A 13,297-nucleotide genomic window follows, 5' to 3' on the forward strand; every position below is an offset into this window, starting at 1 on the left:
TGGAGAACGTCGAGGTCCAGACGGGCTACACGTTCTGAACCACGGTCCGTTGACATCCTCCCCGCCCTAAAGGACGGGGATTCCTCCTGCGAGACGCGCATGTCCGCGCGCGGCGATGTTCCTGGCTGCATTCACGTCGCGGTGGTGTTCCGCGCCGCAATCGCAGCATGTCCATCGCCTCATTCGCAGACCTGTCCTGCCTTTCGGACTGCTGGCGGGTATGACCCCGCAGCGCGAACAGGTCTGGGTTGTGTAGGCTTCATTTACCTCCTCGAACACGATGCCGGCCTGATGGCTCTTGTATTCCAGCATCGTTTTCAGCATTGACCATCCGGCGTCCAGCGTGGACTTCGCCATCTTGGTCTTCACCATCGCTTTCGCCTGCACGTTCCCGACGAAGATCGCCGCGTTGCGCTCGACCAGCCCGGTGCTGAACTTGTGCATCGCGTCCTTGCGCGTGTTGGCGATCTTCGCGTGGATCGCGCGCACCCGGTTCTTCTTGCGCGCCCGCTGGGCGATCCCCAGCGCGCCCTCATGCTTGCGGTACAGGCCGGACGCCAGCTCTTCGCCGTCCGAGCACGTCGCTGCAGTCTTCAGGCCGAGGTCGATACCGATCAGCCCAGTGCCAGCCGACTTCAGCACGTCCACCTTGACGCACACGTTCAGGTACCACCGGCCGCGCGCGTCCTGCGAGAACGAGCCAGCGCGCAGATCGAACCGGCTCAGCCCGTAGCTGTCCCACAGACTGAACCTGTGCCCGAGAAAAGCGATCTGCCCGGCCTTGTACTTCGCGCCGCCCGCCTTGAACGGCACCCAGCCGAGCGAATACTTCGCTGACTTCGCGTTCGACACGCGCCAATTGAGCCGGGCTTTCTTGAACTGCTTGCGCCGGGTGGCGTACTCCTCGCACACCAGTTGCACCGTGGCGCTACCGATCCGCACGCCATCGCACTTCGAGTACCCGGCCGTGAGCTTCTGCAGGTCGAACCCGCTCAAGAACTCGCGCCGCTCCCGGAGCGCCCGCGCACTCGTCTCGTTGCAGTAGTTCCACACCTGATTGACCTCGCGCGCCATCAAGGACAGCACGCCCGCGTGCTTGTCCTTGATGCGCAGCTTGAGGGTCTTCACGGCTTCCATCCGACAACTGTATTTCCATACATGTCGCTTGACAAGCCGTTCCGGCTTGAACGCTCGACCCCGGGCTGAACCCCGGGGCTTGTCGCTTCGTCCGGGTCAGCGTGGCTGGCGTGGTGCCTTCGGTGCCTTTGGTGTTTTTGGAAGTTTCGGAGGTTTCGGTTTTGGCTCGGGCAGTGCCTGCGCCGTGGCCCGCAGCAACCGCGCCAGCGCCTCGCGCTCGTCGATCAGGTCGGATGCCTGGAAATGCGGCTTCGCACCCGGATACGGTGGCGCCATGGCGGCATCCGGCCCCAGCAGCGCCCGGCCGGCATCGGTCGGCTTGACGAAGAGCTGGTTGCCGCAGACCAGCGCGACGACCTTGGCGTCCAGGTAGAGCGCGTACTCGCCGAACATCTTGCGGTGCGAGAAGGCGCCGAAGCCGTGGAGCTGGTCGGCGAGGTGGTCGATGCAGGTGCGGTCGGTGGCCATGGCGGGAGGGTGGCGTGCGGGCCGTCGATCGCTCAGCCCTCGCGGCGCAGCGCCGGAAACAGGATCACGTCGCGGATGCTGGGCGAATCGGTGATCAGCATCATCAGCCGGTCGATGCCGATGCCGCAGCCACCCGTCGGAGGCATGCCGTATTCCAGCGCCCGGATGAAGTCGGCGTCGAAGAACATCGCCTCGTCGTCGCCGGCTTCCTTGTTCGCCACCTGCGACTGGAAACGCGCCGCCTGGTCCTCGGCGTCGTTCAGCTCGCTGAAGCCGTTGCCGAACTCGCGGCCGGTGATGAACAGCTCGAAGCGTTCGGTGATGGCCGGGTTGGCGTCGGAGGCACGGGCCAGCGGCGAGACTTCCACCGGGTAGTCGATGATGAAGGTCGGCTGCCAGAGCTTGTCTTCCACCGCTGCCTCGAACAGGCCGAACTGCAGTTGCGCCAGCTTCCAGTGCTTCGGCGGCTCCTCGCCGAGCGACTTCAGCTTGGCGTGGACCGCGTGCGCGTCGTCCGCCTCGGCTTCGGTCAGGCCGGCATGGGCCACCAGCGAGTCCCGCACCGACAGCCGCGCGAACGGCTCGTCCAGATGCACCGGCTTGCCCGCGTAGCTCAGCCGTGCAGAACCCGTCGCCGACACGGCCGCGTGGCGCAGCACCTGCTCGGTGAAGTCCATCAGGTCGTGGTGGTTCCAGTAGGCCGCGTAGAACTCCATCATCGTGAATTCGGGGTTGTGCCGAACCGAGATGCCTTCGTTGCGGAAGTTGCGGTTGATCTCGAACACGCGCTCGAAGCCGCCGACCACCAGCCGCTTCAGGTACAGCTCGGGGGCGATGCGCAGGAACATCTCCTGGTCGAGCGCGTTGTGGTGCGTCGTGAACGGGCGGGCGTTGGCGCCGCCGGGGATGGGGTGCAGCATCGGCGTCTCGACCTCAAGGAAGTCGTGTTCGGTCATGAACTGGCGGATGCTGGACACCGCGTTGCTGCGGGCGCGGAAACGGGTGCGCGCCGCCTCGTCGGTGATCAGATCAACGTAACGCTGGCGGTACTTCTGCTCCTGGTCGGCCATGCCGTGGTGCTTGTCCGGCAGCGGGCGCAGCGCCTTGGTCAGCAGGCGCAGGCCCGTCACCTTGATCGACAGCTCGCCCGCCTTGGTGCGGAACAACGTGCCCTCGGCGCCGAGGATGTCGCCCAAGTCCCAGTGCTTGAACGCGGCCAGCTTCTCGGCGCCGACGTTGTCGAGCGTGATGTAGAGCTGGATGCGGCCCTGGCCGGCGGGCGAGCCGTCCTGCAGCGTCGCGAAACACGCTTTGCCCATCACGCGCTTGAGCATCATCCGGCCGCCGATGCAGGCGGGGATCGGCGTGGCTTCGAGCGCCTCGTTGTCCAGCCCGTCGGCGACGCGGTGCAGGTCGGCAGCGTGGTCGCGGGGCTTGAAGTCGTTCGGGAAGGCGATGCCCTGGGTGCGGATCGCGGCGAGTTTTTCGCGGCGTTCGGCGATCTGCTGGTTGTCATCGACAGGGGGCGTGGGGGCGGGGGCGTGGCTCATCGGCGGACTCGGCTTCAACTTGTTGAATTTGCTGCAATTTTAGGCTGTGCCCAGGGGTGGACCCTAAAATTCGCCCCATGACTGTTGCCCACCCGATCACCGACCGCAAGATCCGCTTCGCCCTGGTGGGCTGCGGACGCATCGCCCAGAACCACTTCGGCTCGCTGCAGCAGCACGCCGACCGCGCCGAACTGGTGGCGGTCTGCGACTCGGTGCCCGCGCGCGCGCAGGCCGCGGCCGCGCAAACCGGCGCCCGTGCGTTCACCTCGCTCGACACCTTGCTGGCCGACAGCGACGCCGACATCGTCGTGCTGACGACGCCGAGCGGCCTGCACTCGCAGCAGGCGGTGCGCATCGCCCGCGCTGGCCGCCATGTGCTCAGCGAGAAGCCGATGGCGACGAAGTGGGACGAGGGCATGGCGATGGTGCGCGAGTGCCGGGACGCGGGCGTGAAGCTGTTCGTCGTCAAGCAGAACCGGCTGAACGCGACGATGCAGCTCCTCAAGAAGGCCATCGACGACAAGCGGTTTGGCCGCATCCACATGGTCACGGTCAACGTGTTCTGGACCCGCCCGCAGAGCTATTACGACGAGGCGCCGTGGCGTGGCCGCTGGGACATGGACGGCGGCGCGTTCATGAACCAGGCGAGCCATTACGTGGACATGGTGGACTGGCTGGTCGGGCCGGTGGACAACGTGCATGCCTACACCGCGACGCAGGGCCGCGACATCGAGGCGGAGGATTCGGGCGTGATGAGCCTGCGCCTGCGGGCGGGCGGCTTGGCGAGCATCAACGTGACGATGCTGACGTATCCGAAGAACCTCGAAGGCTCGATCACGGTGCTGGGCGAGCGCGGCACGGTGCGCGTCGGCGGCGTGGCGATCAACGACATCCAGCACTGGGAGTTCGACACGCCGACGCCGGAGGACACGCAGATCAAGGCGGCGAGCTACGCGACCACCTCGGTCTATGGCTTCGGGCACCCGCTCTATTACGCCAACGTCATCGATACGCTGCGCGGCGAGGCGCACGCGGAGGTCGATGGCTACAGCGGGCTGCGGTCGCTGGAGGTGCTGATCGCGGGGTATCGGAGTGCGCGGGATGGGGTGCGGGTGGGGTTGCCGCTGGTGTTTTGACGTTCTGAACCGAACCAAGGAATCGACATGACCACTCCCGCCTGGCACCACAACACCGCCATCGTCGATGACGGCGCCCAGCTCGGCGCCAACACCAAGGTCTGGCACTTCAGCCACGTCTGCGCCGGCGCCCGCATCGGCGAGGGCTGCTCGCTCGGCCAGAACGTCTTCGTCGCCAACGACGTGGTGATCGGCGCGGGCGTGAAGATCCAGAACAACGTGTCGGTCTACGACGCGGTGACGCTCGAAGACGACGTGTTCTGCGGGCCGAGCGCGGTGTTCACCAACGTCTACAACCCGCGGGCGGCGGTGTCGCGCAAGAGCGAATACCTGCGCACCCTGGTGAAGCGCGGCGCGACGCTGGGCGCGAACTGCACCATCGTCTGCGGCACGACGGTCGGGGAATACGCCTTCGTCGGCGCGGGCAGCGTCATCAACCGCGATGTGCCGGACTACGCGCTGATGGTCGGCGTGCCGGCGCGGCGGATCGGCTGGATGAGCCGGAACGGCGAGCGGCTCGGGCTGGCGGTGCGCGGCGAGGGCGAGGCGACGTGCCCGGCGACGGGGGAGCGGTATCGGCTGCAGGGCGATGTCGTGACGCGGGTGGATGCGCCATGAAAGGGACTGCGCAGGAGCTGCCGCGCCTCCGGGTCGAGCGGATGGGGCCGATCCAGCAGGCGGACGTGACCTTCGGCGATCTGACCGTCATCGTGGGTCCGCAAGCCACCGGAAAAAGCATCTTCCTGCAGACGCTCAAGCTGCTGATCGACCGTGACCAGATCCACGAGACCTTCCGCCACCACAGCATGAACTTCAGCGGACGAGCGGATGCGTTCCTCGACGGCTATTTCGGCCGCGGCATGGCCGGGGCCTGGCAGATCGAACAGTCGCGCCTTGTCTGGAACGGCAAGCACATCCAGTTGCCCGACTACGCCGCTCCCACCAAGTCCCCCAAGGGCAAGGTGCTGCACGAACGGCTGTTCTACATCCCGGCCCAGCGCGTCATGAGCCTGCCGGGCGGGGTGTCGCAGAACTTCGGCCAGTTCAACTATGGTGACCCCTACACGCTGCGTGTCTTCAGCGATGCGGTACATGACCTGATCCAGAACGAGTTCGGGGCGACAGGCGAGCTGTTCCCTGCCCCCAATCGCCTCAACGCCACCTTGCGCGAACCGATCAATGCGCATCTGTTCGGCGGCAACAAGCTGGTGATCGACGACTCGGACTTCACCAAGCGGCTGGCGCTGGCGGTGCCGGGGCAATCGAAGCCGCTGGGGTTCCTGTCGTGGTCGGCAGGTCAGCGCGAATTCGCGCCGATGCTGATGGGTCTGTATTGGTTGTGTGCCGTGCGACACCAGCAGCGCATGTCCGGCAAGGTACAGGAAGAAGTCATCGAATGGGTGGTGATCGAGGAACCCGAAATGGGTCTGCACCCGCAGGGCATCGCCGCCGTGCTGCTGATGGTGCTGGAGTTGCTGCGGCGCGGGTACCGGGTCGTGATTTCGACGCATTCGCCCGTGGTGCTGGAGATGGTCTGGGCACTGCAGGAGTTCAAGAAGCTCGGCGCGGACGAGTCGGATGTCCGACGGTTGTTCGATCTGAAAGCGACAGTCCCGGCCAAGGAGTTGGGCAGGACGGCGCTGGAGAAGGACTACCGGGTCTATTACTTCGACCGACAGCACGCCGTGCGCGACATCTCGAACCTGAGTCCCGGAGCTGAAGCCATCGCCGAATCCGAATGGGGCGGCATCACCGGGTTCTCGTCGAGGGTCAACGAGGCGATCGCCGCCGCAGTGAACCGGGCCGCCGGAGCCGCGAGCTGATGGCGACCCACCGTGTGTCACGCTCCGCCCGGGCAGACTCGGCGTTCGAGCAGGCATCCCGGATCGCCGGATTGGTTGCGCAGCCGGGACTCGGTGCGGTCAAGGCCGAATACCGCGCGGGCGTGGCCCTGCGCTCTGGCCACCGGCACACCGCCAGCCTCGATCTCGATGCCGAATTTCTGGCCACCGAACCGACCTCGCCACGCTGGGACTACGGCGTCGGGATACGCAGCGAAGCCGGCCCAGAACTGCTCGTCTGGCTGGAAGCGCATCCAGCCTCCAGCACCGGCGAAGTCCAGAAAATGCTCGACAAGCTGGCGTGGCTGAAAGCCAAGCTGGCTCAACCGGACTTCGACGGACTGCGCACGCTGGAGCACAAGGTGTCCGCCTACTGCTGGCTGGCGATGACAGGCGCCATCCGCATCCTGCCCAACAGCCGGGAGGCGCGGCGACTGGCACAAGCGGGTCTGTCGTCACCACAACGCCATGTCGAGCTTCCCTGAACTTCCGGTCTGCCCCACCATGCACTTCATCGACCTCAAGGCCCAATACGCCACCCTCAAACCCGACATCGACGCCGCGATCCACCGCGTCCTCGACCACGGCCAGTACATCATGGGCCCCGAGGTCAAGCAGCTCGAAACCGCCCTCGCCGAGCGCGTCGGCGCGAAGCACTGCGTCACCGTCTCCAGCGGCACCGAGGCGCTGCTGATCGCGCTGATGGCCCTCGATCTGCAGCCGGGCGACGAGGTGATCACCACGCCGTTCACCTTCGCCGCGACCGCCGAGGTCATCGCGCTGCTGGGCGCCAGGCCGGTGTTCGTGGACATCGAGCCGGACACCTGCAACCTCGACCCGTCCCTGATCGACGCCGCGATCACGCCAAAAACGCGGGCGATCATGCCGGTCAGCCTGTACGGGCAAGTCGCCGACATGGCCGAGATCAACGCGATCGCCGCCCGCCACCAGTTGCCGGTGATCGAGGACGCCGCCCAGAGCTTCGGCGCCACCTACCGCGGCGGCCACAGCGGGCACCTGTCCACCGTCGGCTGCACCAGCTTCTTCCCGAGCAAGCCGCTGGGCTGCTACGGCGATGGCGGCGCGCTGTTCACCGACGACGACACGCTGGCCCAGGCCGCCCGCGAGATCCGCGTCCACGGCCAGAGCGCCCGCTACACCCACACCCGCGTCGGTCTCGGTGGGCGCATGGACACGATCCAGTGTGCGGTCGTGCTCGCCAAGCTGCCGCGCTTCGACTGGGAGTTGCAACGCCGCCGTGAACTCGGGGCGCGGTACCACCAGTTGCTCGCACCGCTGGTCGCCCAGCATCCGGGCTTCGGGCTGCTGACCGTGCGGTCGGATCGGGACAGCGTGTGGGGGCAGTACACCGTGTTCGTGCCACAGCGTGCCGCCGTGCAGGCCGCGCTGCAGGCCGCCGGCATCCCGACCGCCGTGCATTACCCGAAGCCGCTGCACCACCAGGCCGCCTACGCCGCGTTCTGCTGCCCCGACTGCTGCCCGAACAGCGTGGCGGCGGCGGATCGCGTGATGAGCCTGCCGATGAGTCCGGACCTGTCGGAGGCGGACCAGGACCGCGTGGTCGCCGCGCTGGCGTCCGCGCTCGCCAGCCTGCGCACGGACGCCTGAGTTGCTGCGCGCCACGCTGACGCTGCTGGCCGGCGGCGCGCTGGCGCAGGCGCTGCCGCTGCTGCTCGGGCCGCTGCTGACGCGGCTGTACACGCCGGACGAGTTCGGCGCCTTCCACCTCTTCGCCGCCATCGCCACCAACCTGGCGGTGGTCGCCTGCGGGCGCTATGAATTTGCACTGCCGCTGGCGCAGGGTGACGGCGAGGCGACGGCGTTGCGGCGGCTGTGTTGGCGCATCCTCGGGCTGGTGACGGCATTGGCGAGCCTGGGCGGGCTGGGCTGGGCGTGGTGGCGCGGGGTGGACTGGGCGCTGTGGCTCGGGCCGGCGGTGGCGGTGGGCGGGGGGCTGTCGCTGGCGACGATGGGGGCAACGCGGGCCGGGCGGTTTCAGTCGCTGGCGGCGGCGCGGGTGTTGCAGTACGGCGGTGCGGCGCTGGCGCAGGCGGTGGCCGGGTGGCTGCACGGCGGGGTGGTCGGACTGGTGATCGCGCCCATCGCGGCGCAGACGCTGGCGACGCTGCTGCTGCGCCGCCCCACGCTGGCGCCCGCGATCGACGCACCACCGTTGCGCGACATCGCCCGCCGCTACAAGGAATTCCCGCTGCTCAACACGCCGCACGCCTTTCTCGGCGCACTGCAGGACACCGTCTCGCTGGCCCTGATCGCCGCGACCCTCGGCCCCGCAGCGGCCGGTTTCTGGGGGCTGGCGCTGCGTTACCTGAAGGCACCGGCCACGCTGGTCGGCAGTGCGGTCTCGCAGGCACTGTATCCCCAGCTCGCCGCCCAGGGACCGGGGCCGACACGGGCAGCGCGCGCAGCGGTGCGGCGCGTCATGGCCGTGCTGGGCGCGGCAGGGCTGGTGCTGGTGGCCGTGCTGTGGGCGCTCGGGCCGTGGATTTTCGAGCGGTTGTTCGGTCCCGCATGGCGTCAAGCTGGGGAACTCTCGCGGACGCTGGCGCCCTACATCGGGGCACACTTCGTCGCCGCACCGCTGGCCGTGGTCACGATGGCCTGGGGCGCGCAGGCCTGGGCGCTGCGGCTGGCGCTGGGGGGACAGGCGGCGTTCGTCGGTGCGCTGGCCCTGGGCTTGCATCTGGGCGGACTGGCCGGCGCGGGCTGGGGCGTGTCGGCGGCGATGGCGGGGTACTTCGGCTGGTATTTCTGGCGGCTGGCGATGTGGCCCGTGGTGGATTGAGCAACGCAAGCAACAAGGATCGGACGGATGGACGTGAAGGGTGCGCGGGAATGCTGAGACTGCGTGCGGCGCTGAACCGCTGGCGACGGCGACTGGTGCGCGGGCTGCAGTTCCGCGTGCTGTTCGGCGAGCGTTCGCAGGGGCGCGACCTGCCGCACACGCGCATCTCCCCGTCCACCTGCATCGAGTGCGAAGACCGCCTCGTGCTGGCCGATCACGTCTACATCGGCCACTTCAACCTGCTCGACGCCAGCGGCGGCCTGACCATCGACGAGGGCGTGCAGATCACCAGCCACTGCGCCATCGTCACCCACAGCTCGCACCGCAGCCAGCGCCTCCTCGGCCGCGCCTTCGCCACCTGGAGCGGCCCCGGCGAGCGCCCGGGCTGGATCGGCGGCCCGGTCCACATCGGCGCCTACAGCTTCATCGGCCCGCACAGCGTCATCGAGGCCAATACCCGCCTCGGCCGCGGCACAGTTGTCTGCGCAGGCGCCCGTGTGCGGGGGGTGTTTCCAGATTTCGCAGTTCTCGATGGCCACCCTGCGCAGGTGGTCGGCGACAGCCGCGACGGGGATGCGACACTGTTCCAACAATATCCAGCATCCAGGGTGAACCACGACGCTTGGGCCGCCACGCCCGAGTCCGACGAACGCGCCAGCGCCAGCGACCACCGCCGACCATGACCCGACCGTATCGCCCCCTCGTCGATCTGCCGCCCGCCACCGATCCACCCGCCTACGGCCGCTGGCGCCACGTCCTCATCGGCGATGGCGAAAGCCCGCACCTCCTGAAATGGGCCAGGGCACTGGCACCGCAGGTCGATCTGTGGGTGGCGTCGAGCCGCGGCTTCCTGCCCGGCTTCGACGACCTCGTGCCGCCACGGGGCCGCCTCGCGCTCGGTGAAACCATGGACCACTCGGGTGGCAACGTCGGCCTGCTGCGGCGCCTGCCGGAACTCGGCCGCTGGCTGCAGGAGGTGGATGCCGACTGGATCCATCCCCACTACCTGACCTCGCACGGCACGCTGGCCCTGTCCGCCAAGAAGGGCTGGAAGCTGCGTGGCCAGATCGTCGGCTCGGCCTGGGGCAGCGACATCCTGGTGACGCCGCAGCGCGGGCCGCATTTCCGCTGGGTCACGTCGCAGGTGCTCAAGGGCTGCGTGCTGACCACCAGCGACTCCGAGCACATGGCCGCGCAGATGCGCAAGCTCGGCGCGGGCGAGGTGCGCGTGTTCCCCTTCGGGCTGGAGACGATGCCGCCGCCGCCCGCCCGCAAGGCGCCGTGGAGCTTCTTCGCCAACCGCGGGCTGGAGCCGATCTACCGGCCGGAGCGGGTGATCGCGGCGTTCGCGTCCATCGTGTCGGCCTACCCGGAGGCGCGGCTGACCATCGCCAACGACGGCTCGCTGCGCCCGGCGCTGGAGGCCCGCGTGGGCGAACTCGGGCTGGCGAACCACATCGAGTTCGTCGGCCGGCTCGACGCCGAGACGCAGGCACGCCATTACGAGCGCGCGCAGTGGTACCTGAGCCTGCCGTCGAGCGACTCGGTGGCGGTGTCGGTGCTGGAGGCGATGGCGCATGGCTGCATCCCGCTGCTGTCGGACCTGCCGGCCAACCACGAGGTGGTGCGCTCCGGGCTGAACGGGCTGATCCTGACCAACACGCCGATCGAGCTGATGCACCTGCCGCAGCAACTCGCGCCGCTGTTGCCGCAGGCGATGCAGATCGGCCGCGACAACCACGAATGGGTGCGGCTGCACGGGCAGTTCGCGCCGGCGGTCGAGGGGCTGATGTCCCGGCTGGCCGAACTCATGTGACATGAACATCCTTTACCTGAACCACTACGCCGGCGCGCCCGCGCTGGGCATGGAGTACCGGCCCTACTACCTCGCCCGCGAGTGGATCCGCATGGGGCACCGGGTGCAGATGGTCGCCTGCGCCACCTCGCATGTGCGCGCCACGGCACCGGTCCACCGCGACCACCCGGTCAACGCCCCCACCCACCAGGACATCGACGGCATCGACTACCTGTGGTTCCCCGGCCCGGCGTACCAGGGCAACGGGCTGGGGCGGGTGAAGAACATCTGGGCGTTCCTCCGTCAGGTCTGGCGGGCGTCGCGCAGCATCGCCACGCAGTTCCGCCCGGATGTCGTGATCGCGTCGAGCACCTACCCGATGGACATCTGGGTCGCCCGGCGGCTGGCGCGGATGGCGCGGGCGAAGCTGGTGTTCGAGGTGCATGACCTGTGGCCGATGTCGCCGATCGAGCTGTCGGGCATGTCGCCATGGCACCCCTTCATCCTGCTGTGCCAGAAGGCCGAGGACGACGCCTACCGGGACGCGGACGTGGTGGTGTCGATGCTGCCGAAGGTCCACGCGCACATGGCGAGCCGCGGGCTGGACCTGAAGAAGCTGCACATCGTCCCCAACGGCATCACGCTGGATGAGTGGACGGGGGAGCTGCCCGCCCTGCGCCCGGACGTGGCGGCGGCGGTGTCACAGGCTCGGGTACGCGGCGCCACCGTCGTCGGCTATGCGGGATCGATGGGCCTGCCGAACGCGCTGGACACGCTGCTCGACGCCATGCGCCAGTTGCAGGCGCAGGGCGCGTCGATCGCCGTCGTCATGGTTGGCGGCGGCCACGAGCGCGACCGGCTGGCCGAGCGGGTGCGCGCCGAGGGGCTGGCGAACGTGCAGATGCTGCCGCCCATCCCCAAGGCGCAGATACCGTCCTTCCTCGCCGAGATCGACCTGGCGTACATCGGCTGGCAGCGGGTGCCGATCTACCGCTTCGGCATCGCGCCGAACAAGCTGATGGACTACATGATGGCCGGCTGCGCGGTGCTGCACTCGGTCGAGGCGGGCAACGACCCGGTGGCGGAAGCGGGCTGCGGGCTGACGGTGGCGCCCGAGTCGGCGGAGGCGGTGGCGGACGGCCTGAAGCGCATGGCCGCCCTGACGCCGACCGAGCGCCACGCGATGGGCGAGCGCGGTCAGGCGTTCGTGCAGGCACACCACACCTACCCGGTGCTGGCGCGGCGTTTCCTGGCCGCCTGCGGGGGCTGACGATGGCGGTGATCGAACCCGACCGCGTGGCCGAACGCTACGCCCGGCGCGGCACCGACCCGGCCCTCGTCGATCGCTACAGCCTGCTGCAGCCGGACGTGTGGCAGACGGTGCAGGAGCGCCAGCGTGCGATGCTGCAACTGCTGGCCGGCCACGGTTGGCACGACCTGCGCGAGCGCAGGCTGCTCGAAGTCGGCTGCGGCGCGGGCGGCAACCTGCTGGAGTTCCTGCGCATGGGCTGGCGGCCGGAGCACCTGAGCGGGATCGAGCTGCTGCCCGAGCGCCACGCCGAAGCGCGGGCGGTGCTGCCCGAGCGGGTGGCGCTGCACCTCGGGGACGCCTGCGCCGCGCCGATCGCCGAGGCGAGCTGCGACCTCGTCTTCCAGGCGACAGTGTTTTCGTCGCTGCTGGACGATGCGTTTCAAGCGCGACTGGCCGCGGCGATGTGGCGCTGGGTGAAGCCGGGCGGGGCGGTGCTCTGGTACGACTTCACCGTGGACAACCCGCGCAACCGGGACGTGCGCGGAGTGCCGCTGCGGCGGGTGCGCAGGTTGTTTCCCGAGGGGCGGATCGAGGCGCGGCGGGTGACGCTGGCGCCGCCGCTGGCGCGGGTGGCGTGCCGGGTGTGGCCGGGGTTTTATCCGGTGCTGAATGCGGTGCCGGGGCTGCGGACGCATGTGCTGGCGTGGGTGGCGAAAACGTGAGCGTCTTTCGAGACAATGACAGATTCACACCCACCGCCATTCGTGCATGACCACCCCGCTCCACTCCCAACGCGAACAAGCCGCTTGCGAACCGACGCCTGTTCACCTGGCGCACTTCAACCCCAAAGCCCGCATTCCCCACGGTGTCACCCCTGCGCACATTGGCGCGGCCATGAACGAGTTCATCGGTTTCATCCGCATGGTCAACCAGCGGATGCACGAGAACGGCATGGCCCGCTTCGAGTCGATCCTGATGCCAGCCAATTTCAGCAGCATCGTGGGCGAGTTCATGAGCGCAGGCATTCCGAAGCAGTGCGCCACCATCGTCAAGAACCAGTACCACAACGGACATCCGGACATGGTTCCAACCGGTCGATTTCCAGGGAATGCGGTCCAGCACGCGCAGGAAGGCATCGAGATCAAAGGCTCCCGCTACTTGAAGCGCTGGCAGGGTCACAACCCTGAAACCACCTGGCTGATGGTGTTCATGTTCGACAGCAACCGCCCTGTGGATGAATCGAAGGGCATTGCCCCCAAGCCCTTTCGCTTCCTTCGGGTAGTGGGGGCACAAC

At 68.3% G+C, this 13,297-nt stretch carries 14 protein-coding genes; 11 read left to right on the top strand and 3 right to left on the bottom strand.

Going from position 1 to position 13,297, the window contains the following annotated elements; translation table 11 throughout:
* Window positions 1-66: 66 nt before the first annotated feature.
* The 3 genes from QZW52_RS15650 to lysS all read right to left on the bottom strand — a co-directional run bounded on the left by QZW52_RS15650 (window position 67) and on the right by lysS (window position 3,155).
* Window positions 67-1,137: an RNA-guided endonuclease InsQ/TnpB family protein gene (locus tag QZW52_RS15650; protein WP_294000494.1), complete on the bottom strand. Its 1,071-nt coding sequence runs from the start codon at window positions 1,135-1,137 to the stop codon at window positions 67-69.
* Between the two features lie 96 nt (window positions 1,138-1,233).
* Entirely contained in the window at window positions 1,234-1,605 is a 372-nt protein-coding gene (locus QZW52_RS15655) for a TfoX/Sxy family protein (RefSeq protein ID WP_294000496.1), read from the bottom strand.
* Between the two features lie 32 nt (window positions 1,606-1,637).
* Window positions 1,638-3,155, bottom strand: a complete 1,518-nt coding sequence (lysS, locus tag QZW52_RS15660) for a lysine--tRNA ligase (protein WP_294000498.1) — start codon at window positions 3,153-3,155, stop codon at window positions 1,638-1,640.
* A gap of 77 nt (window positions 3,156-3,232) precedes the next feature.
* Here lysS and QZW52_RS15665 point away from each other — a divergent pair, with 77 nt between their 5' ends.
* The 11 genes from QZW52_RS15665 to QZW52_RS15715 form a co-directional block, all read left to right on the top strand.
* Complete coding sequence (locus QZW52_RS15665) at window positions 3,233-4,291, top strand: Gfo/Idh/MocA family protein (RefSeq protein ID WP_294000499.1); 1,059 nt, start codon at window positions 3,233-3,235, stop codon at window positions 4,289-4,291.
* A 27-nt stretch (window positions 4,292-4,318) separates the two neighbouring features.
* Window positions 4,319-4,909 (top strand): acyltransferase, encoded by a 591-nt coding sequence (locus QZW52_RS15670; RefSeq protein ID WP_294000501.1) that lies wholly within the window; start codon window positions 4,319-4,321, stop codon window positions 4,907-4,909.
* Window positions 4,906-6,114: an AAA family ATPase gene (locus QZW52_RS15675; RefSeq protein ID WP_294000502.1), complete on the top strand. Its 1,209-nt coding sequence runs from the start codon at window positions 4,906-4,908 to the stop codon at window positions 6,112-6,114. The genes QZW52_RS15670 and QZW52_RS15675 overlap by 4 nt, the downstream gene beginning before the upstream one ends.
* Window positions 6,114-6,617 carry a hypothetical protein gene (locus QZW52_RS15680; protein ID WP_294000504.1) on the top strand — a complete coding sequence of 168 codons (504 nt, stop codon included), beginning with the start codon at window positions 6,114-6,116 and terminating at the stop codon, window positions 6,615-6,617. Before QZW52_RS15675 ends, QZW52_RS15680 begins: the two co-directional genes overlap by 1 nt.
* Window positions 6,618-6,636: 19 nt before the next feature.
* Window positions 6,637-7,761 (top strand): DegT/DnrJ/EryC1/StrS family aminotransferase, encoded by a 1,125-nt coding sequence (locus QZW52_RS15685; protein ID WP_294000505.1) that lies wholly within the window; start codon window positions 6,637-6,639, stop codon window positions 7,759-7,761.
* Window position 7,762: 1 nt separating this feature from the next.
* Entirely contained in the window at window positions 7,763-8,956 is a 1,194-nt protein-coding gene (locus QZW52_RS15690; RefSeq protein ID WP_294000506.1) for a lipopolysaccharide biosynthesis protein, read from the top strand.
* 59 nt (window positions 8,957-9,015) lie between these two features.
* Window positions 9,016-9,639, top strand: a complete 624-nt coding sequence (locus QZW52_RS15695; RefSeq protein WP_294000514.1) for an acyltransferase — start codon at window positions 9,016-9,018, stop codon at window positions 9,637-9,639.
* Window positions 9,636-10,772 carry a glycosyltransferase gene (locus QZW52_RS15700; protein ID WP_294000508.1) on the top strand — a complete coding sequence of 379 codons (1,137 nt, stop codon included), beginning with the start codon at window positions 9,636-9,638 and terminating at the stop codon, window positions 10,770-10,772. The genes QZW52_RS15695 and QZW52_RS15700 overlap by 4 nt, the downstream gene beginning before the upstream one ends.
* A gap of 1 nt (window position 10,773) precedes the next feature.
* The gene (locus QZW52_RS15705; RefSeq protein WP_294000509.1) at window positions 10,774-12,021 is read left to right on the top strand and encodes a glycosyltransferase family 4 protein; all 1,248 of its coding nucleotides are present in this window, start codon (window positions 10,774-10,776) and stop codon (window positions 12,019-12,021) included.
* A gap of 2 nt (window positions 12,022-12,023) precedes the next feature.
* Complete coding sequence (locus tag QZW52_RS15710) at window positions 12,024-12,725, top strand: class I SAM-dependent methyltransferase (protein WP_294000511.1); 702 nt, start codon at window positions 12,024-12,026, stop codon at window positions 12,723-12,725.
* 46 nt (window positions 12,726-12,771) lie between these two features.
* Window positions 12,772-13,297 (top strand): hypothetical protein (locus tag QZW52_RS15715; RefSeq protein WP_294000513.1); only part of this gene is annotated, 526 nt, incomplete at its 3' end.

It is taken from the genome of Sphaerotilus sp., assembly GCF_013299175.1.
Taxonomy (GTDB): Bacteria; Pseudomonadota; Gammaproteobacteria; order Burkholderiales; family Burkholderiaceae_C; genus Sphaerotilus.

Coding starts and splice junctions, on each gene's coding strand:
- lysS (WP_294000498.1), bottom strand. CDS start 3,155: ATGAGCCACGCCCCCGCCCCCACGCCCCCTGTCGATGACAACCAGCAG.
- QZW52_RS15710 (WP_294000511.1), top strand. CDS start 12,024: ATGGCGGTGATCGAACCCGACCGCGTGGCCGAACGCTACGCCCGGCGC.
- QZW52_RS15670 (WP_294000501.1), top strand. CDS start 4,319: ATGACCACTCCCGCCTGGCACCACAACACCGCCATCGTCGATGACGGC.
- QZW52_RS15705 (WP_294000509.1), top strand. CDS start 10,774: ATGAACATCCTTTACCTGAACCACTACGCCGGCGCGCCCGCGCTGGGC.
- QZW52_RS15650 (WP_294000494.1), bottom strand. CDS start 1,137: ATGGAAGCCGTGAAGACCCTCAAGCTGCGCATCAAGGACAAGCACGCG.
- QZW52_RS15680 (WP_294000504.1), top strand. CDS start 6,114: ATGGCGACCCACCGTGTGTCACGCTCCGCCCGGGCAGACTCGGCGTTC.
- QZW52_RS15665 (WP_294000499.1), top strand. CDS start 3,233: ATGACTGTTGCCCACCCGATCACCGACCGCAAGATCCGCTTCGCCCTG.
- QZW52_RS15675 (WP_294000502.1), top strand. CDS start 4,906: ATGAAAGGGACTGCGCAGGAGCTGCCGCGCCTCCGGGTCGAGCGGATG.
- QZW52_RS15700 (WP_294000508.1), top strand. CDS start 9,636: ATGACCCGACCGTATCGCCCCCTCGTCGATCTGCCGCCCGCCACCGAT.
- QZW52_RS15655 (WP_294000496.1), bottom strand. CDS start 1,605: ATGGCCACCGACCGCACCTGCATCGACCACCTCGCCGACCAGCTCCAC.
- QZW52_RS15685 (WP_294000505.1), top strand. CDS start 6,637: ATGCACTTCATCGACCTCAAGGCCCAATACGCCACCCTCAAACCCGAC.